The organism is Ruficoccus amylovorans, from assembly GCF_014230085.1.
GTDB classification, from domain to species: Bacteria; Verrucomicrobiota; Verrucomicrobiia; order Opitutales; family Cerasicoccaceae; genus Ruficoccus; species Ruficoccus amylovorans.
Genome location: NZ_JACHVB010000035.1, coordinates 195,334 through 215,637, shown reverse-complemented (window position 1 = coordinate 215,637; position 20,304 = coordinate 195,334). Strand labels below are relative to the sequence as shown.

General features: G+C 62.4%; 16 protein-coding genes. 8 read left to right on the top strand and 8 right to left on the bottom strand.

What is annotated here, in order from left to right; genetic code table 11:
• Positions 1-19: 19 nt before the first annotated feature.
• Positions 20-3,160, top strand: a complete 3,141-nt coding sequence (locus tag H5P28_RS12570) for an efflux RND transporter permease subunit (protein ID WP_185676056.1) — start codon at positions 20-22, stop codon at positions 3,158-3,160.
• 99 nt (positions 3,161-3,259) lie between these two features.
• Here the strand turns inward: H5P28_RS12570 and H5P28_RS12565 are convergent, their stop codons facing one another.
• A complete protein-coding gene (locus H5P28_RS12565) occupies positions 3,260-4,150 on the bottom strand; it encodes a helix-turn-helix transcriptional regulator (protein ID WP_185676055.1) in 891 nt (296 codons plus the stop codon).
• Positions 4,151-4,344: 194 nt separating this feature from the next.
• Here H5P28_RS12565 and H5P28_RS12560 point away from each other — a divergent pair, with 194 nt between their 5' ends.
• The gene (locus tag H5P28_RS12560) at positions 4,345-5,586 is read left to right on the top strand and encodes an L-rhamnose isomerase (protein ID WP_185676054.1); all 1,242 of its coding nucleotides are present in this window, start codon (positions 4,345-4,347) and stop codon (positions 5,584-5,586) included.
• 121 nt (positions 5,587-5,707) lie between these two features.
• Positions 5,708-6,958 (top strand): zinc-dependent alcohol dehydrogenase, encoded by a 1,251-nt coding sequence (locus H5P28_RS12555; protein ID WP_185676053.1) that lies wholly within the window; start codon positions 5,708-5,710, stop codon positions 6,956-6,958.
• 198 nt (positions 6,959-7,156) lie between these two features.
• Here H5P28_RS12555 and H5P28_RS12550 read toward each other — a convergent pair whose 3' ends face one another.
• From H5P28_RS12550 to H5P28_RS12535, 4 genes are read right to left on the bottom strand one after another with little or no spacing between them, the layout of a single operon-like run.
• Positions 7,157-7,888, bottom strand: a complete 732-nt coding sequence (locus H5P28_RS12550; RefSeq protein ID WP_185676052.1) for a PqiC family protein — start codon at positions 7,886-7,888, stop codon at positions 7,157-7,159.
• 3 nt (positions 7,889-7,891) lie between these two features.
• A complete protein-coding gene (locus H5P28_RS12545) occupies positions 7,892-8,920 on the bottom strand; it encodes an MlaD family protein (protein WP_185676051.1) in 1,029 nt (342 codons plus the stop codon).
• A gap of 60 nt (positions 8,921-8,980) precedes the next feature.
• Positions 8,981-9,754 carry an ABC transporter ATP-binding protein gene (locus H5P28_RS12540; RefSeq protein WP_185676050.1) on the bottom strand — a complete coding sequence of 258 codons (774 nt, stop codon included), beginning with the start codon at positions 9,752-9,754 and terminating at the stop codon, positions 8,981-8,983.
• A complete protein-coding gene (locus H5P28_RS12535; RefSeq protein ID WP_185676049.1) occupies positions 9,751-10,887 on the bottom strand; it encodes an MlaE family ABC transporter permease in 1,137 nt (378 codons plus the stop codon). The genes H5P28_RS12540 and H5P28_RS12535 overlap by 4 nt, the downstream gene beginning before the upstream one ends.
• A gap of 132 nt (positions 10,888-11,019) precedes the next feature.
• On the opposite strand from H5P28_RS12535, the gene H5P28_RS12530 reads away from it, so the two are divergent.
• The 5 genes from H5P28_RS12530 (at position 11,020) to thiC (ending at position 17,571) form a co-directional block, all read left to right on the top strand.
• Positions 11,020-11,697: an HAD family hydrolase gene (locus H5P28_RS12530; RefSeq protein ID WP_185676048.1), complete on the top strand. Its 678-nt coding sequence runs from the start codon at positions 11,020-11,022 to the stop codon at positions 11,695-11,697.
• Between the two features lie 51 nt (positions 11,698-11,748).
• Entirely contained in the window at positions 11,749-13,992 is a 2,244-nt protein-coding gene (recD2, locus tag H5P28_RS12525) for an SF1B family DNA helicase RecD2 (RefSeq protein WP_185676047.1), read from the top strand.
• A gap of 326 nt (positions 13,993-14,318) precedes the next feature.
• The gene (locus H5P28_RS12520) at positions 14,319-14,780 is read left to right on the top strand and encodes a hypothetical protein (protein WP_185676046.1); all 462 of its coding nucleotides are present in this window, start codon (positions 14,319-14,321) and stop codon (positions 14,778-14,780) included.
• 176 nt (positions 14,781-14,956) lie between these two features.
• The gene (locus H5P28_RS12515; protein ID WP_185676045.1) at positions 14,957-15,613 is read left to right on the top strand and encodes a hypothetical protein; all 657 of its coding nucleotides are present in this window, start codon (positions 14,957-14,959) and stop codon (positions 15,611-15,613) included.
• 41 nt (positions 15,614-15,654) lie between these two features.
• A complete protein-coding gene (gene thiC / locus H5P28_RS12510) occupies positions 15,655-17,571 on the top strand; it encodes a phosphomethylpyrimidine synthase ThiC (protein WP_185676044.1) in 1,917 nt (638 codons plus the stop codon).
• 114 nt (positions 17,572-17,685) lie between these two features.
• Here the strand turns inward: thiC and truA are convergent, their stop codons facing one another.
• The 3 genes from truA to H5P28_RS12495 all read right to left on the bottom strand — a co-directional run bounded on the left by truA (position 17,686) and on the right by H5P28_RS12495 (position 20,266).
• Positions 17,686-18,462: a tRNA pseudouridine(38-40) synthase TruA gene (truA, locus tag H5P28_RS12505; protein ID WP_185676043.1), complete on the bottom strand. Its 777-nt coding sequence runs from the start codon at positions 18,460-18,462 to the stop codon at positions 17,686-17,688.
• On the bottom strand, positions 18,459-18,935 hold the full coding sequence (ruvX, locus tag H5P28_RS12500; RefSeq protein ID WP_185676042.1) for a Holliday junction resolvase RuvX: 477 nt from the start codon (positions 18,933-18,935) through the stop codon (positions 18,459-18,461). Before ruvX ends, truA begins: the two co-directional genes overlap by 4 nt.
• Positions 18,936-19,177: 242 nt before the next feature.
• A complete protein-coding gene (locus tag H5P28_RS12495; protein WP_185676041.1) occupies positions 19,178-20,266 on the bottom strand; it encodes a mannose-1-phosphate guanylyltransferase in 1,089 nt (362 codons plus the stop codon).
• Between the last annotated feature and the right edge of the window lie 38 nt (positions 20,267-20,304).

Here is a 20,304-nt window from a genome sequence, read left to right as displayed (position 1 = left end):
ACCACTTTAGTATCCAAACATGAATACACCTGACAAACTCCGCCGTCGTGGCACCATCGCCTGGATGGCCGGGCACTCAGTGACGGCGAACCTGCTCATGGCGGTTTTCATCGTGGGCGGGCTGATCTTCGCCCTGCGGGCGAAACAGGAAATATTCCCAGAGTTCGAGCTGGACATAGTCAACATCAGGGTGAGCTATCCCGGCGCCAGCCCTGAGGAGGTCGAGCAGAGTATCATTCTGCCGGTGGAAGAGGCCGTGCAGGGGCTCGACGGGGTCAAGGAAGTCACCTCCACCGCCAGTGAAGGCAGCGGCTCGGTCCAGGTCGAGCTGATCGAGGGCGAGAACCTCCAGCAACTCGCCGCCGACATCAAAAACGAAGTTGACCGCATCACGACTTTTCCCGACGAAGCCGAAGAACCGACCGTGTCCATCGTCAGCCGCAAGCGCGATGTGGTCACGCTCGCCATCCACGGCAACCTGGACGAGTGGACACTGCGCTCGGTAGCGGAAACCGTCCGCGACTCACTCTTGTCCAACGGCGGCGTCACCCAGGTCGAGCTTTCGGGGGCGAGGGACTACGAGGTCACGATCACCGTCCCGCGCGAGACCCTGCGCCGTTACGGGCTGACGCTCGGCGACGTGGCCGACGCGATCAATAATTCCGCGCTCGACATGGCCGGGGGCGGGGTTGACACCGTTTCGGGGGAAATCCTCGTGCGCCTCAAGCAGCGCCGCGACTACGCCCGGGAGTTCGCGGATATCCCCATCGTCAGCGGCAACGACGGGGTGCGCGTCCTACTCAAGGATATCGCCACGATCGAGGATGGTTTTGAAGATACCGACCAGTACGCCTACTACAACGGTGACCGCGCGGTGCTCATCGACGTGTACCGCATCGGCGACCAGACCCCCATCGGCGTGGCCAGCGCGGTGAGGGACGAGGTGGCCAAGCTGAAGGAAACGCTCCCCCACGGCGTTTATATCGATGTGCTCGACGACCGCTCCGAGATCTACTCCCAGCGCGCCGAGTTGTTGTTGAAAAACCTCATGATGGGCCTCGTCCTGGTGCTGCTCGTGCTGGGCGTTTTTCTCGAAGCGCGGCTGGCCTTCTGGGTCATGCTCGGGATTCCCATTTCGTTCCTGGGGGCGTTCCTGTTCTTCCCCATGTTCGACGCCACCATCAACATGATTTCGATGTTCGCGTTCATCATCACACTGGGGATCGTGGTGGACGACGCCATCGTGGTGGGCGAAAACATCTACAGCCACCACCAGTCCGGCAAGCCCTTCTTCCTGGCCGCCATCGACGGGACCCGCGAAGTAGCCATGCCCGTGGTCTTCAGTGTGCTGACCAACATCGCCGCCTTCATGCCGCTGTTCTTCGTGCCCGGCATGATGGGGAAAATCTTCGGCGTCATCCCGGTGGTCGTCATCTCGGTTTTTTCCGTCTCCCTGATCGAGTCGCTCTACATCCTGCCCGCCCACCTCAGCCACCAGAAGGACATCCACCCGCACGGCATCGGCGGCAAGCTCCACCACCTCCAGCAGCGCTTCGGCAAAGCCTTCACCCGTTTCGTGAACAACCGCTACCACCCGTGGCTGAGCCGTACCCTGCGCTGGCGCTATGTGGTTTGCGCCATCGGCCTGTGTGCCATGTCGCTGATCTTCGCCTGGGTGGACAGCGGACGCATGCGGATGATCCTGATGCCGCGCGTCGAGCAAGACTTCGCCTACGCCTCGGTCGAGCTGCCCTATGGCTCCCCCGTGTCCCAGACCGAACGTATCCGTCAGCAAGTGCTTCAGGCCGCCGAGGCCGTCGTTGCCGAAAACGGCGGCGACCAGTTGAGCAAGGGCATCTACTCCGTGGTCGGGAGCGGCGGCAGCCACATTGTCACCTTTCGTGTTTACCTGACCGACGCCGACACCCGGCCCATTTCCACACTGGAGTTTACCCGAAAATGGCGTGAAAAAGTCGGCACCCTCTACGGGGTGGATACCTCCTCCTTCGCCTCGGACCGGGGCGGTCCGGGCTCCGGCCAGGCCGTCACCGTGGAACTGAGCCACCGCAACATCCCCACCCTGGAGGCAGCCGCCGAAGACCTGGCCAACACCCTGCTCGAATACCCCGAAGTCACGGACGCCAACGACGGCTTCCAGCCGGGCAAGGAGCAGTTCAACCTGCGGCTAAAACCCGAGGGCCAGAGCCTCGGCCTGACCGCCCGCAACGTGGCCCGGCAGGTGCGCGGATCGTTCTACGGCTCAGAGGCGCTGCGGCAGTTGCGGGGCCGCCACGAGATCAAGGTCATGGTCCGGCTGCCCGAGGCCGAACGCAGTTCGGAAGCCGATGTGGACTCGCTCATCCTGATGACGCCCAGCGGTGGTGAAGTTCCCCTGGCCGATGTCGTCACCATCGAGCGCGACCGCGCCTTTACCAGTATCTCGCGCCGCGACGGCCGCCGCGTGCTCTCCGTCACCGCCGACACGGCGGACCCTGCGGACGCGCCGCTGATCACGGCGGACCTCTCCGCGCATGTCCTGCCCGACCTGGTGGCCCGTTACCCCGGACTGAGTTATTCCTATGAGGGCCGTCAGGCTGACATGAACGACAGCGTACAGGCCATGATTATCGGCCTCGCAATGACGCTGCTGGCGGTTTACGCGCTGCTGGCCATCCCCTTCAACAGCTACCTGCAACCGGCTATCGTCATGCTCGCGATTCCGTTCGGAATCGTCGGGGCTGTCATCGGGCACATCATCATGGGCTACAACCTCTCGCTCATGAGCCTGTTGGGGATCGTGGCCCTGAGCGGCGTCGTGGTCAACGACTCGCTCGTGCTGATCGACTTCACCAACCGGCTGCGCAAAGAGGGTCGTAACGCCGCCGAAGCCGTCACGGGCGCGGCCACCGCGCGCTTCCGCGCCATCGTGCTGACCACCCTGACCACCTTCGGCGGGCTCTTCCCGATGATTCTGGAAACCTCGCGCCAGGCCCGGTTTATGATCCCGATGGCGATTTCACTCGGTTTCGGCATCCTCTTCGCGACTCTCATCACGCTTGTGCTCGTGCCGTGTTTTTATGTCATCCTGGAGGACCTGCGGGGCCGCACCCATCACCGCCCCGGCGAGATCGATGGCGAAGCTCCCGCCAAGACGGTTTAAGTTTTATTTTAACCGCAAAGACGCAAAGGCACAAAGGCTTGAGCAAGCAAAAGTCTTTGTGCCGTGGTGCCTTATTCGCGCCCGTTGCGACTGAATTGCTTAACTGACCATGCCCCGCCGCTCGCGCCACTGCTGCGGAGCTTGGCCGAACTGCCGCTTGAACGCCCGCGAGAAGTAATGCACGCTGGCGTAGCCGAGGTTGGCGGCGGTGGCGGTGACGCTTTCGCCCGCCGCCAGCAAATCCCGCGAACGGTTGAGACGGATCAAGTTCTCGAATTGCCGGGGCGAATGGCCCGTGTGCCGCCGGAACAACCCCCGCAGCAGGGAGTAGCTCACGCCCAGCTCTGCCGCCAGCGCGGGCAGGTCGGCGCGTTCAGCCGGATCGGCCATGAGACGCGCACGCACGGCCATGACAAGCTCCTCCTCTCGCCCCCGATGCGTGCCCGTGCCCGCACTTCCGGCCCGGAGCAAGGCCAGCAGTTGCGGAATAAAGCTGGCCGTCACCTGCTCCCCGCCGGGGCGGGGGTGGCGCAGCCAGTCCATCAACTGGTCAAAAATCCGGATCGCCTCGGCGGTGTAGGCCCCCGGCTGGACTGGCTGACTGCGGCTGAAAAAAGTTTTCATGATGCGGGCCGCCTCCTCCCCTTCGAAACCGAGCCAATACTCCGTCCACCCGGTACGCGGCGAAGGCCCGTAGCGGTGCCATTCGCCGGGAAAAAGCAGCAGCGTATCTCCCGCGCCAACGGTGCGCTCCGGACATGACCGCGACTGAAAATGCCCGCTCCCGGCGGTAATCATCACGAGCTGAAACTCTGGCAGCGTGCGGCGACCATTTTTATCAAAAAAGTACGCCAGCGGATGTCCGGCCAACGGATAGTCCCCGCCCGCAGGAACCTGCTGCCGTCCGGCGTCGATCAGTCGCCAGCCCCAGCGGGTGGACTGAGGGTCGGGCGGCAGGTAACGGCTGAAAGTATCCAGGCGGGCGGGCATGGCGTGAGAACACCCTCCGAAATCCTGTCAAAAAGTGCAAACAAGAAGTCAGCCCGTGCATGGCGATTTCCGGCCTTACCTGCTATACTGCCCGCCATTCCCCCTCCCCCAACTCATCCCCCAAAAAACTCTCAAACCCCAAACTTTCAAACTCTCAAACTCCCAACCCCAACCCCTTAAACTTACGGATACCCATGTTTGACCAGGTAAAAGACAAATACGCCAGCCTCGGCGTCGATGTGGAAAAAGCGCTCGAAGCCATGACTTCGACCCCGATCTCGCTGCACTGCTGGCAAGGGGACGACGTGGGCGGTTTTGAGGGCGGCGACGGCACGCTGGGCAGCGGCCTGGCCGTGACCGGTAACTACCCCGGCAAGGCCCGCTCCATCGACGAGCTGCGTCAGGACCTGGAACAGGCGCTTTCGCTGCTGCCGGGGAGTCACCGGCTCAACCTGCACGCCATGTACGGCGACTTCGGCGGCAAGAGCGTGGACCGCGACGCCATTGAGCCCGCACACTTTCAGAGCTGGATCGACTGGTGCCGTCAGCAGGGCTTGGGCATGGACTTTAACCCGTCCTGCTTCTCCCACCCCAATGCCGATGCGGGCTTTACGCTGAGCAGCCCGGACCAGGGCATCCGCGATTTCTGGATCGCCCACTGCCGCGCCAGCCGCCAGATCGGTGCCGTCATCGGCGAGCAGCTCGGCAGCCCCTGCGTGACCAACATCTGGGTTCCCGACGGCATGAAGGACCTGCCAGCGGACCGCCTCGGCTTCCGCCAGCGTCTGGAGGCCAGCCTCGACGCCGTGCTGGAGGAGAAACTCTCCCCCGCCCACAACATCGACGCCGTCGAGTCGAAGCTGTTCGGCATCGGATCGGAAAGCTTCGTCGTCGGCTCGCACGAGTTCTACATGGGCTACGCCTTCAAGAACCAGACGGCCCTCTGCCTGGACGCCGGGCATTTCCACCCGACCGAGAGCATCGCGGACAAGATTTCCTCCGTCCTGATGTTCGTGCCCGAACTGCTCCTGCACGTCTCCCGCGGCGTCCGCTGGGACAGCGACCACGTCGTGCTCTTCGACGACGCCACCCAGGCCATCATGCAGGAGCTTGTCCGCTGCGACGCCCTGCCCCGCACCCACATCGGGCTGGACTTCTTCGACGCCTCCATCAACCGCATCGCCGCCTGGGCCATCGGCACCCGCGCCGCCCAGAAGTGCTTGCTGCTCGCCCTGCTCGAACCCCGCGAAAAGCTGCGCCAGGCCGAACTCGAAGGCGACTACACCTCCCGCCTGCTGCTGCTGGAGACCGCCAAGGCCCTGCCCTGGAGCGTGGTTTGGGAGGAGTTCTGCCGCCGAAATAATGTCCCGGGAGAGCTTGCCTTGGCCGATTCCATCCGGCAATATGAGCGCACAGTTCTGGCCGGGCGTGCTTGATTTTTTGCATAACTAAGCCTGATCGTGGACTTCGGTGCGCCTGTCCCACCGTGGAGAGGCGCGCCGGAGCACCACTTTCAAAATCTGGCATCCGTTGCCGCTTTTTTCGCTTTCTTTGCCCATGCAGTTCACCCGAGATGACATCGACCGCATCGTCCGCGAGGTCGTAACCCAATCCCGCCCGGCCACCACTGCCGGAACACAAGCTGCGGCCAGTGAGCGAACTTCCGCTCCAGCCAAGACACGGGGCACCGTCCCGGCTTACGCGCGGGCCGCTGTCCTCACCGGACCCAAGCAGGTCGAGATACGCGAGTTCCCGCTCCGCGCCATCGGGCCAGACGAAATTCTGGTCAAGGTCGAAGCCTGCGGCGTCTGCGGCACCGACGTGCACTGCTACAACTCCGACCCTTTCGGCCTCGCCCCGGTCGTGCTCGGGCACGAGGGCACCGGCGTGGTGATAGAAGTCGGCAAAAACATCAAAATGGACAGCGTGGGCAAACCCATTGTGCCCGGTGACCGGATCGTTACCAGCCTGATGGAGACCTCCGAGGCCTGCATGATCGCCAAGTACAACCCGCTCAAGGCGAACTTGTGCGACGACATGCGCATCTACGGGCTGCTACCCGACGAGCCCGACAACCATTTCAACGGCTACTTCGGCGAGTACCTCATCATCCGCCCCGGCTCCTCCGTCTTTGTCGTCAACGACATGAGCCTGGAGCTGCGCACCCTGATCGAGCCCGCCGCCGTCGGCTGCCACGCCCTGGAACGCGCCAAGAGCTGCGGGGCCACCCTGAATTTCCGCACACGGGTCATCGTGCAGGGCTGCGGCCCCATCGGGTTGATGATGCTCGCGGTTCTGCGCACCTATGGGATCAACACGCTCATCGCCATCGACGGCAACCCCGGACGCCTCGAACTGGCCCGCAAGATGGGCGCGGACGAAACGCTCAACTACCGCGACTTCGCCGGGATCGACGAGCTGGCCGATGCCGTCAACGGCATGACCAAGGGCGTAGGCGCGCACTTCGGCTTCCAGGTGACGGGCGTGCCCGCGGCTTTTTCCAACCTCTTCAAGTGCATCCGCCGGGGAGGCGGCATTTGCGAGGTCGGGCACTTTGTGGACGGTGGCGAGTGCAAGATCAACCCGCATCTCGACATCTGCCGCAAGGAAATCACCGTGACCGGCAGTTGGGCTTACAACAGCTTCGAGTACCCGAACGCCTACCACTTCCTCCAGCGCGCCGAGCGCATCGGCCTGCCCATGAGTTCACTCATCACGCACCGGTTCCCGCTCGACCAGATCGAGGAAGCCTTTGCCACCAACATCCGCCAGGAAGGCGTCAAGATCATGGTCGAAGCCGGGTCTTGAACCTCGCCCAGAAACGGCACAGACCGTTCACAACAAGACAAATAACGAGCCGGTAAATAAAGAGCCTCACACGGAGGCACAGAGGCACGGAGTTTTGTGTAACAGGAAGACCGGGAAGTGAGAAAGGAACGAAGTTCCGTTTTCAAAACGACTTAAAGCCGGTAATAAATCTCTGCTCCCCTGGCGGGAAAAGCGGGACTACTCCTTATCCAGACCACGGAAGTGCGGCTGAAGCATGCCCTTGCCTGCTTCGGTCGTCTCGGTCTTGGGCGCGTCGGCGGACTTGTTTTCGCCTTCGGTCTCGTCCTGCTGCTGTTCGAGCTTCTGGATTTCGGCGGCAATGTCCTGGCTCAGACGGGCCACGGTCTTGCTGAGGGCATCGACGATATCATCGAAGTTCTGCGTCTCCCCGGCGATGGGCTGGTTATAGACGACTTCCGCCACAAATACCGTGTCACGCTTGCCCTTGCCCACTTCCTCGATCCGGTACACGGCGCGGAGGATGACTTCGTTCAGATAGGTGTAGGGACCGAACTCCTGCACGATAATCTGCACGTTGTAGTCACGCGGAAAGGTCTGCATCCACGGGAACGCGGACACCTTGCCCGGCCCCATGAGCACAAGCAGATTGCGGCGGACGGTCTCGCCGATGCCTTGCGAGAGCGGCTCGCTCCAGCGGTTGAATTCGTTGTAGTTGACCTCGTTGGGGGCCGTAAAGACAACCATCTGCGGACGGTCCAGCGTGGCCGGAATCTGCACGCGAGTCAGGCCAACCGAAGGTGCCTCGCCCTCGAAGGAAACCGGCTGGGTCCCCTCGGGCAGGGGGGTCAGCACGTAGAAGCGCGAAGGCGAGGAAGACTCGCCGATGGAGCAGCCGGACAGGGCGAGCAGGCAGGCAAAGAGCAGCGGTGCAAGGATGAGTTTACGCATGGTTTACTTGTCTGAAGATGAATTATTCTGCTTACCGATGAGCAGCGCACTCGGATTACGCTCCAAGTAGTCGGCCAGCACACGGATCGAGCGCAGCGCATCAGACAGTTCGCTCAGCGAGCTTTCGAGCTGGTAGCGCAACGGGGATTCCGGTTCGAGCATGTTATTCAGGTTGTCGGCCACCACATCGATCTGCCCAAGCGTGCTGCGGGCACCGTTGAGTGTGATTTTCAGGTCGGAAATCACACCGTCCATGCTCTTGTCGAGGGTGGCGATGAACTTGCGTCCGTCATCAAGAGTAGCATTGAGGTTACCGGGGAGCTTCTTGAACTCGGGATCGCCGCTGATGCTGTCGAGATTGTCGAGCAGGGCGACGGCCTTGTCGTTGATTTCCTTGAACTGGATTTCGGCCATCCCGTCGTCAAGCCGGGTCAGGATGTCGTTGGCCTTTTCCCCGATGGACTGGAAGTCGATCTTGCTGATCTTGTCCACCATACCGGTGACTTTCTTGATAACTTCGGTCAGGCCGGAGGAGACGGTGGGGATTTCCTTGTAATCATAGTCGTCGTCTTCGTTCTTCAATTGAACGAAGTAGGCCGGGCCAGCGTTGGGATCATAGTCAAGCTCGATGAAAAGCATCCCGGTGACAAAGCTCGCCTGCTGCAGCTTACCCCGCAACCCGAGGATATCGACCTGTTCTTCGAAGATCTTGTCGTTGCTCAGGTCAACGTCCACGCCGAGCGAGTTCTGGAGCCGGTCGATGTCAATTTGGATAAAGACCGGCACATGCGGCGACTCGTCGTCCTGGTTGAAGCGAATGCGGATGTCCGTCACTTGGCCGATACGAACGCCCTTGAACTTGACCGGAGCGCCGACCTCCAGCCCGTTGATCGAGTCCTGAAAGTACAGCAGAAAGGTCTCGGTCTTGCGAAAGAGCGTGCCGGAGCCGAAAATGACCAGAGAGACGACTGCCAGGATGACGGCCCCCACCACGAAAACCCCAATGGCGGCTGGATTGGCTTTTTTGCTCATACGGTTTATTAGAAACGTTAGTGGATTAAAAAGGTTGGGCAATGGCTTTTTTCATGCCGTTCAGACGACCTCGGGGATCTCCTCCTCGCCCCGGCGCAGAAAAGTGCGCACAGCCATGTTCTCGGTCTGGTCCCGCAAGTCGTGCGGGTTGCCGATCGCGCCCTGGGTGCGCGTGGCGGCGTCGAGAAAGATCGCCTTGTCGGCAATCGCGAAAATACTGGCCAACTCATGCGTGACCACCACGACCGTCGCCCCCAGGCTGTCGCGCAGCTCCAGGATCAGGTCGTCCAGACGGCGCGAGCTGATCGGGTCCAGTCCGGCGGAGGGCTCGTCGAAAAAGAGCACGTCGGGGTCGAGCGCCATCGCGCGGGCCAGGCCGGCGCGCTTGCGCATCCCGCCGCTGATCTCTGACGGGTAAAAGTCCTCGAACCCGCGCAGTCCGACCAGCGAAAGCTTCAGGGTGGCGATGTCGCGGATTTCCTTCTGCGAGAGCGAGGTGAACTCGCCCAGCGGCAGCGCGACGTTCTCGGCCAGCGTCATCGAACTCCACAGTGCTCCGCCCTGATAGAGCACGCCGAACTTTTGCAGCATAAGGAGCTTTTGCTCCGGCTCGGCGTGATTGAAGTTCTCCCCGTCGTAGTAGATTTCGCCTTTCGCCGGGTCTTTCAGCCCGATCAGGTGCTTGAGCAGGGTGCTCTTGCCGCAGCCCGACCCGCCCATGATGACGAAGATCTCCCCCTTTTTGATCTCGAAATTCAGGTCGTTCATGACCACGAACGAACCGTAGGCCATGGTCAGGTGCTCGACTTTGATCTTTGGCGGCTCCTGGCTCATATCCCGAGAATGTTAAAGATCACGGCAAAAACCGCGTCCGCCACGATGATGCAGGTGATACCCGTGACCACGGCGGAAGTGGCGGCCACCCCGACCGCGGCGGAACTGTCCCCGCACTGCATGCCGCGCAGGCATCCGGTCGAGGCCACCAGCACGCCGAAGAAGACGGACTTGATCAGACCGCTGGAGAAATTGGCCAGGTCGATGGCCGCGATAGTCCGGTTCACAAACTGCTGGAAGGAAATATCGAGCGTGGTGATGCTGACCACCAGCCCCCCGAGGATGCCGATAAAGTCGGAAAAGAGTACCAGCAGCGGGAGCATGCAGCACAGGGCGAGCATGCGCGGCAGGACCAGGAACTCCATCGGCGAGATGCCGAGGGTCTGGAGCGCGTCAATCTCCTCAGAGACCTTCATCGTCCCCAACTGAGCAGCAAAGGCCGCCCCCGTCCGCCCGCACATGACAATAGCCGTCATGATCGCGCCCATTTCGCGGACCATGGCCAGGCCGACCAGGTCGGCCACGTAGATGGTCGCCCCGAACTGCGCCAACTGCACCGCCCCGACATAGGCCAGGATCAGGCCGACGAGAAAGCTGATCAGCGCGACAATGGGCAGGGCCTCGGCCCCGGTCTGCTGGACCACAACCCACAGGTCGCTCCAGCGAAAGCGCGCCCTTCCGGTAAAAAAGCGAAAGAAGGCAATAACCGCCTCGCCCAGAAACGTAAAAATCTCCTGCGCCTCCTCGGCCAGCGCGATGCTCTGTGAGCCGACCCGGTAAAAAAGCGAGCGCGTGGTTACCCCGCGTCCGGTGCCTTCCTTCTCGGGGACGGCGGTGGCGAGCTTCATCAGGCCATTGACGCCTTTGGGCAGCCCCTCGGAGTCGATCTGGATTTTGTTCGCACCCGCCAGGTCCCAGCAGCGCAGCAGAAAGGTCATCAGGCCGCTGTCCCAACCGCTTACGCCCTGAGCGTCAAAGGCCAGCCGGGACAGTCCCGGGGCCAGCTCCTGCTGCACACGGTCGGAGTCCGGAAGTTGCTGCTGCATCTTCCAGGTACCGCGTAGAACAATCGTCAGGCAGTCGGAGCCATCACGACGAAAGTCCAGTTCGGGAGGTGCGTCCTGTTCCGGCATAGTTTAGCGAAGAGGGGAGACGGATATTATATCCGGCAGGTCTGAAAGTCGGGGGACAATCCCCCCGGGTCAAGCAAAAGGCTGGCCATATTGCCCCGGATGGGCAAATTCTATGCTACTTACGCTAGAATTATGGGGCAGGATACACAGACCATTCTCTTCGATCTGGACGGAACCCTGATCGATCATTTCATGACCATCTACCGATGCTACCGGTACGCACAGGACGTGCTCGGGCTCGAACCGGCGTCCTACGAGACGGTCCGGGCAACCGTCGGCGGCTCCGTGCCGATCACAATGGAACGGCTCGTGGGCAAGGAAAACGCCGAGCGGGCGGTCAAGCTCTTCCGTTCGCACTACGCCGAAATCTGGAAGGAGGATCTGGTCGCCCTCCCCGGCTCCCTCGAACTGCTCAAAGCCCTCCACGAACGCGGTTTCAAGCAGGCGATCTTTACCAACAAGGAGGGCAACAACGCCCGCCTCGTCGCCGATTACCTCGGCTACACCCCTTACCTGGAGAAAGTCTTCGGCACCGGCGACACCCCCTGGCGCAAGCCGCAGCCGGAGTTCACCCGGCATGTCATGGAGACGATGCAGGCCGACCCGGCCACCACTCTCATGATCGGCGACTCCCCCTGGGATATTGCTTCCGCCGCCACCGCCGGGCTGCGCTGCCTCGTCGTGGCCACCGGCAGCCACTCCATCAAGCAACTCTCCGCCAACGACCCCGCCCCCCTCGGCGCCTACGCCGACCTGGCCGAACTGGGCCTCGAATTCTTCGGGGTCGAGATCGAAGCCTGCCCGGCCTGAACGCCGCCGCAAGGCCGGATTTCCACGGAGGTAAAAACTCTCACCACGATTTTGCCCGACCCCAACGACAGTCCCGACACCCTGACCGGCACGCTGGAGCGGATCGTCTTCGCCAACGAGGAGAACCACTACACGATCGGCGAATTCCGCCCCAACGGCCAGCGCCAGTGCGTGACCATCGCCGGGAACCTGCCCGGCGTCCAGTGTGGTGAGACCCTCGAACTGCGCGGCGAATGGCAACGCCACCCCGTCCACGGCCCGCAGTTCAAGATCAAGGGCTTCACCAGCAAGCTGCCCTCCACCGTCCACGGGATCAGAAAATACCTCGGCTCCGGCATGATTCCCAATATCGGGCCGAAGTTCGCCGAAAAGATCGTCGAGCACTTCGGGGTTGAGACCCTGAAAGTCATTTCCGAGGAGTCGGGCCGCCTGCGCGAAGTCCCCGGCGTGGGCAAACAGCGGGCCAAGGACATCAAGCTGGCTTGGGAATCCCAGCAGGCCCAGCGCGAAATCATGCTCTTTTTGCACACCTACGGGGTCAGCACCGCCCTGTGCACACGTATTTACCGCAAGTTCGGCAACGAGGCCCGCACCATTCTTGAGCGCGACCCCTACCGCGTCGCCCGCGACATCCAGGGCATCGGCTTCAAAACCGCCGACCAGATTGCCCGCAACCTCGGGCTCCAGAACGACAACCCGCGCCGCCTGGAGGCGGGGCTGATCTTCGCGCTGGAGGAGGCCGAGAGCGAGGGGCACACCGCCTTTGCCACCCCGGACCTGATCGAGCACGCCACCCGTCTGCTCGACGTGGACCCGCACCTGCTCAACACCCCGCTCAAGAGCCTCGTCGAACAGGGCGCGCTCATCCCCTCCGGCGCGGCGGCGACGGATCCGGCCGAGCTTTACTCCCCGCAAACGATCCTCCAGCTTCCGGCCTCTCACCGGGCCGAAGTCGTCGTCGCCCACGCCCTGCGTGACCTGCTCGACACCCCTTCCTGCCTGCCCCCCATCCTCATCGACAAAGCCGTCGAATGGGCGCAGGAGCGGGCCGGGTTTGAATTCGCGCCCGAGCAGGCCGCCGCCATTTCCGCCGCCCTCGCCCACAAGGTTTCCATCCTCACCGGCGGCCCCGGCACCGGCAAGACCACTATTCTCAAGGCCCTGACCGAAATCCTCCGGGCCAAAAAAGTCCGGCTCCTCATGGCCGCCCCCACCGGGCGGGCCGCCCAGCGGATGGGTGAGACCACCGGCGCGCAGGCCCAGACCATTCACCGGCTGCTCCAGTTCGACCCGGCGGCGGGCGGCTTCAGCATCAACGCCGACAACCCCCTGCCCTGCGACTTCGTGGTGGTGGACGAGGCTTCCATGCTCGACAGCAAGCTGGCCGCCTGCCTCTTCCGGGCCATCCCCTCGCGGGCTCACCTCCTGCTCGTGGGCGACGCCGACCAGCTCCCCAGCGTCGGCGCGGGCAACGTCCTGGGCGACCTCATCGGCCTGGCCGAAAAAAGCGGCGGCCTGCCCCATGTGCCGTCCGTCACGCGACTCTCGCAGATTTTCCGCCAGCAGGCCCGCAGCCGGATTGTCCTGACCGCGCACGCCATCCTCCACGGCGAGGCCTCGCCGCCCGGCCCGGCGGAAGACCCCGCCCACGTCGATCCCTCGGAGGATTTGCACTTTATCGCCGCGCCCGAGCCCGAACGCTGCGCCGAGGCCGTGGTCAGCCTCTGCCGCGACTGCATCCCGCGCTGGTATCCGCACCTGGACCCGGTCATGGACGTGCAGGTGCTCCCGCCCATGCACAAGGGAGCGGGCGGCACGCTCAATCTCAACGCCGTGCTCCAGTCCGCGCTCAACCCCGGCCAACCGGGCGTGACGCTCGGCCCGGTCCGCTTCCACCGGGGCGACAAGGTCATCCAGCAGCGCAACAACTACGACAAGAACCTCTTCAACGGCGACCTCGGGCGCATCAGCCATATCAACGCCGAGGCCGGAACCATCGCCGTGCGCTTTGACAACGAGATCCACGACTTTACCCGCACGGAGATGACGGACCTCTCCCTGGCCTACGCCATCAGCATCCACAAGAGCCAGGGCAGCGAATTCCCCATCGTCATCATCCCGCTGCTCAAGCAGCACTTCGTCATGCTCCAGCGCAACCTCCTTTACACCGCCATCACCCGCGGGCGCAAAAAGGTCTTCCTCGTCGGAGACCCGGCGGCCTACTCCATGGCCGTGCGCAACCGCGAAAGCGCTCGCCGCCTCACCGCCCTGCGCGACAAGATGGAGCAACGCTGAACAAAGCATCCAAATGCATTGCAAGAAATATCACAGCCACAATATCGCATGGTTAAATGCCTGATTTCTAATGGTTTAATATTGACCCCAGGAAACAACCATTAGCCATTTTAACCATTTTCTCCCCTCCGTGCCTCTGTGCCTCCGTGTGAGCCTCTTTTTCTTAACCACGGATGACACGGATACGATCCTTCCCGGTAGAATAAGGCCACTAAATACCCTCAACAAGGGTTACTGCAAAACACGGTTCCTTCTTGTAAAACAACTGAAGAAAACCCGCCATAGGTTATAAAACAGGCGAACATACCCTTTACCCCATCACCCCGATGAAGAATAAAAACCCGCTCCTCCTGCTGGGTCTGCTTGGCATTCTCCTGCTCGTCGCTTTTTCCACCCCGGACATCACCCAGGCGTCTTCCCCCGCCACCGCCGCCAACCGTGGCACCATCGTCGGCCATCCGGACCGGCCCTCCGAGTTCATCAAGCACGACCCCGACGGCAACGTCATCCTGCACGGCTACTACGAGCGCAACGCGCAGGGGCTCGCCACCCGCTACACCGTTTACGACGGCAGCGGGGAGTTGCTCTACACCATGCTCCCCTACCCGGGCCTCGATAACCGCTACCTGCGTTGCGACCAGTTCTCCCCCTCCGGCCAACTCGAAAAGGTATTCGTCGGCATCGGTGACAAAATCGTTGTCCTCGGCCCCGACGGTAACGTCCTCGAAACCATGCCCGGTAACACCGACTTCGCGCCGGAGACCTTTTTCGAAGTCACCGCTCAGTAAAAAGCGCTTCCCCCCTTTCGCCTTATCCCCCGGCGCACACCTGAGGATAATCGCTTTAAGGGGTTGCGAAACACGGGTTTTTCCCCTTTAGTGCGCTTCACAAACGGGGGGCTCCGCGCGCGGGGCTGAGAGGAGGGCACGAAACGGCCTTCGACCCGAGGAACCTGCTACGGGTAATGCCGACGAAGGGACACATGCACGTTTTTTCCACGCTTTTTCGCAGACACAGAGGACTCAGGAGCACGCGGACTTTATTTTCCGCTCTCCTGCTGGCGCTTCCGGCGATCACCTTATGCGCGGTTGATGAGAGAATTCAAAATCCACAGGATGCAACCGCTATACGCACGGTTCCCGACATACCAGACCCTTCTGGCTCCCCCGCGATCAACCATGCCGGCGAGACAGTCGAACGCTATCGCTTCGTCGTAGACCTCGACCAAGACGGCGATAACGACCTGCTGCTCTCGGGCGGCCCCGAAACGTTTGGCACAGGTGGGGGTTATTTCTGGTGTTTTCTTAATGATGACGGCACCTATCGCCACATCGGAAGCATAGATGGACACCCGAAGGCTGTCGCGCTGGAACCGCTATATAAACGCACCCGAATTTGGGTCTATCTCCATGGAAGCGCAACCAGTGGAGTCGTCGGCTATTACGAGATCAAAGACGGAGCAATCAGCGAGCCCCGATTTATTGAAATCAACCCCGAGCCACTACCTGGTAATCTCAGCAATCAGATTTACACATCCATCTTTCAACCGCCATATCTGCTGACAGCGGAAATGTCTACCACCAGAGAAAATGGGGTCACTTGGGGACCTCTGCCTTTCTGACCAACTTAGCCACCACCACATAACCACCCACCAAATTTCTTATGAGCGACACACCCACCACCGGCCAACTCTTCCCCAAATCCACCCGCGTGACCATCCCCGGCAGCCGCGAAGACATCCGCGTGCCCATGCGCGAGATCGCGCTCTCGCCCACCCGCCTGCCCGACGGCACGCTGGAGGAAAACGCTCCCATCCGCGTTTACGACACCTCCGGCCCCTGGGGCGATCCCGAGTTTCACGGCGACGTAACCAAGGGCCTGCCGGAAATCCGCGCCGCCTGGATTGACGAGCGCGGTGACACCGAAGCCTACACCGGACGCGACGTGCGCCCCGAGGACGACGGCTACCTCTCCGCCGTCCACGCCGAAAAGGCCCGCCACCGTGACGGCAAGAACCAGCTTTTCGCCTTCAACCGTGAGGGACGCCAGCCGCGACGCGCCAAGCCCGGCGTCAAGTCCGTCAGCCAACTGCACTACGCGCGCCAGGGCATCATCACCCCGGAAATGGAGTACGTCGCCATCCGCGAGAACCTCAAACGCCACCAGATTCGCGAGGAGGCGCTCTCCTCCGCCGAGGCCGCCGGCCTGCCCTCCAACGACATCCGCAAGCAGCACCCCGGCCTGTCCTTCGGCGCATCCGTCCCCGAGGAGATCACGCCCGAGTTCGTCCGCGACGAGGTGGCCCGGGGCCGCGCCATCATCCCGGCCAACATCAACCACACCGAACTGGAGCCGATGATTATCGGCCGCAACTTCCTCGTCAAAATCAACACCAACATCGGCAACAGCGCCGTCAGCTCCTCCATCGACGAGGAAGTCGAAAAGATGCGCTGGAGCGTCAAGTGGGGCGGCGACACGCTGATGGACCTTTCCACCGGCAAAAACATTCACCAGACCCGCGAGTGGATCCTGCGCAACTGCCCCGTGCCCGTGGGCACCGTCCCGATCTACCAGGCGCTGGAAAAGGTCAACGGCAAGGCCGAAGAGCTGACCTGGGAGCTTTACCGCGACACCCTGATCGAGCAGGCCGAGCAGGGCGTGGACTACTTCACCATCCACGCCGGGGTGCTCCTGCGCTACATCCCGCAGACCGCCCGGCGCATGACCGGCATCGTCAGCCGCGGCGGCTCCATCATGGCCAAGTGGTGCCTCTCCCACCACAAGGAAAACTTCCTCTACACCCACTGGGACGAGATTTGCGAAATCTGCGCCGCCTATGACATTTCCTTCTCCATCGGCGACGGCTTGCGCCCCGGCTCCATCGCCGACGCCAATGATGCCGCCCAGTTCGGTGAGTTGAAAACGCAGGGCGAGCTGACCACCCGCGCCTGGGAGCACGGCGTGCAGGTCATGAACGAAGGCCCCGGTCACGTGCCCATGCACATGATCAAGGAGAACATGGAAAAACAGCTTGAGTGGTGCCACGAGGCCCCCTTCTACACGCTCGGGCCGTTGACGACCGACATCGCCCCCGGCTACGACCACATCACCAGCGGTATCGGCGCAGCCATGATCGGCTGGTACGGCACAGCCATGCTCTGCTACGTCACCCCGAAGGAGCACCTCGGACTGCCCGACCGCAACGACGTGCGCGAAGGCGTCATCACCTACAAAATCGCCGCTCACGCCGCCGACCTCGCCAAGGGCCACCCCGCGGCCCAGGTCCGCGACAACGCTCTGTCCAAGGCCCGCTTCGAGTTCCGCTGGGAGGACCAGTTCAACCTCTCACTCGACCCGGAAAAAGCCCGTTCCTTCCACGACGAGACCCTCCCCGCCGAGGGGGCCAAGACCGCGCACTTCTGCTCCATGTGCGGGCCGAACTTCTGCTCCATGAAGATCACCCAGGACGTGCGTGAGTACGCCGAGAAAAAGGGCATCACCGAGGAGCAGGCCCTCGAAGAAGGCATGCAGGAAAAGGCCGACGAGTTTAAGCAAAAGGGCGCGGAAGTTTATTCGTAAACTTCCCGGGCGTGTTTTTGTTAACCGCAAAGGCGCAAAAGGCGCGGAGTTCTCCCCTGAACCTCTGTGGCCTTTGTGCCCTCTGTGGTTAAAAGAAGGCCAACCCGTAATGGGCTACTTTCGCTTGCGCTCGCCGGTGTAGTACACCCGCTCCATCCACAAGCCTTTGGCCGGGGCGGTGGCGACCTGCTCGACCCGGCGACGGTTGGCCAGAATCGCGGCCAATTCGTCGGGACTCATTTTTCCCAGCCCCACTTCGACCAGCGTACCGGCCATGCTGCGGGCCATTTTGTATAAAAAACCGCTCGCCTCCAACGTGACGGTGATGCGCGGCCCCCGCCGGATCACGTCGGCCCGGCGCATGTCCTTGACCGGGTTGTCGGCGGAGCCGTCCCGTCGGTTGGCCCCAAAGGCGGTGAAGTCCTGCTCCCCGACAAAGTACCGGGCGGCCTCGGCCATAGCGGCGGTGTCCAGGCGGCGGTTCCCCAGTGACCAGCAATAGCGGTTTTCCCAAGGCGGGGCGTAGCCTTCAAATAGGCGGTAACAGTAGCGCTTGCCGGTGGCCGAGAAGCGGGCGTGAAAGTCCGGCGCGGCGCGACTGAGGCGGCTCACCTGGATGCCCGCCGGGAGGCCGCAGCGCAGGGCTCGCAGCAGATGCGCGGGCGGGTGTTCCCAATCGGCCTCGAAGTGGAAAACCTGCCCCTTGGAGTGAACCCCGGAATCCGTCCGTCCGCTGCCGTGGATGCGCGTCGGGGTTTTTAAAATAGCCGCCAGCCGCGCCTCGATAAAGTCCTGCACCGTGTTTCCGCCCGCCTGACTCTGCCAGCCGAAAAAGTCCGTCCCGTCGTAGGCACAGACGGCCTTGAACTTTTTCAGGGCCGGGGCGGTCATTCCTCGTCGTCCTCCTCGGGGAGAAACCCACCCTCCCCCACGACCCGGCTATCAAGGTAATCCTGAAGGATGAGGGCGGCGGCGCGCGAATCCACTTCGCCGCTGGCGCGGGCGGCGCGCTGCGCCTGCGGGGTACGGCGCTTGCGACCGGGCATGGCGGCCATGCCGCGCTCGACCTGCTGCGAGGTCAGGCGCTCGTCGCCACGGGTGACGGGCAACCCGAAGGCCGCCTCCAACTCCGCGATAAAAGCGTCGACTTCCTTCGCCTTGAAACCGACCGAGCCGTCCATGTTATACGGATAGCCCACCACGAGCGCGTCGATCCGGCGGCGCTTGATCTCCTCGCCGATCCGAGCCAGACGGGCCTTTTTCGAGGGTTCGACTGCCGCCGGAATGGGCACGGCCACACCGATGTCGTCGCCGAAGCTCAGTCCGACACGCTTTTCGCCATAATCAATGCCGAGAAAATTCACGGGATTTTGGGTTAATGGTTATTCAGTTCTCAGTAGGTCGGTAAAGGCCACACCGGGCACAACCGGCAACCTGCCACGGATCGGCTATGCCTTCCCGGCCCGACCAATGAACATCCCCAATCCGCCCCCGGCGGCAACCTCAAAGCGTCGCCCACTTCAACTAACATTTTTGTTAATAACAGAATTGTAACTCAAAAAATCACCAATCCCGCCTCCTCAAACAGACCAGGTCTCAGTATGGCTCAGGTCAGACGCTTGAGGGCTTCGTCGGCGCCGAGGCGTTTGACGAGGGCCTTGATTTCCTGGGCGCGGGACTTGGGACAGACGAGGGTGGCGTCGTCGGTATGGACGACGATCAGGTCGTCGGCCCCGACAATGGCGGTCAGGTGCCCCTTGGAGCTGACGATGATGTTGTTCGCCCCGGCCTCGACCATGGCCTCGCCCTTGAGGACATTGCCGTTGGCGTCGGCCTCGTGGTGGCGGGCGATAGCGGGCCATTCGCCCACGTCATCCCAGTCGAAGGCCGAGGGGATCGTGACCACGTTGTCGGCCTTTTCCATCAGGGCGAAATCGACCGAGATTTTTTCCATCTTCGGGTAAAAACGCTGCATGGCCGCGTCGAGGGATTCGCCCGCGTCGAGCGCCGCGTTCATGGCGGAAAAGTCCCGGAAGTGGCCCGGGGAGTGTTGTTCAAAGGCGGCCTCGACCGTCGGCACCGCCCAGATGAACATCCCCGCGTTCCAGAAATACTCGCCGCTGTCCACATAGGAGCGGGCCGTCTCCAGGTCAGGCTTTTCGACGAAGCGGCGCACGCGGTAGGCGGGCAGATCGTCGAACTGCGTCCACTCCTGCCCCTTGTGGATGTAGCCGTAGCCGGTGGCGGGAAAGGCCGGCTGGATGCCGATGGTGACGAGCACGGGCTCGGCGGAGGCGGCGTCAAACCCGGCCCGCAGCACCCGCTGAAAGCCGGCCGCGTCGTGGATCACGTGGTCGGCGGGCAGGATGGCAAAGACGGCCTGCGCGTCGCGGCGCTTGACCAGCAGCGCGGCCAGGCCGACTGCCGGGGCGGTATCGCGCCCGACGGGTTCGCCGATGACGTTCTCCGGTTTGAGCGCGGGGCAGACTTCCAGCACGGCGTCGCGCTGTTCGGCGTTGGTGATGACAAAGACGTTCTCCACCGGGACCAACCCCTCCAGGCGGTCAATGGTCTGGCTGAGCATGGAGGTTTCACCCACGATGGGCAGGAGGTGTTTGGGCTTGCGCAGGCGGCTTTGCGGCCAGAAACGCTCACCGCGCCCACCGGCCATAATGACAACGTATTTTTCCGGCATAGGCGGAACATGTTTGATTTTTAGGCTCCGGACACAAT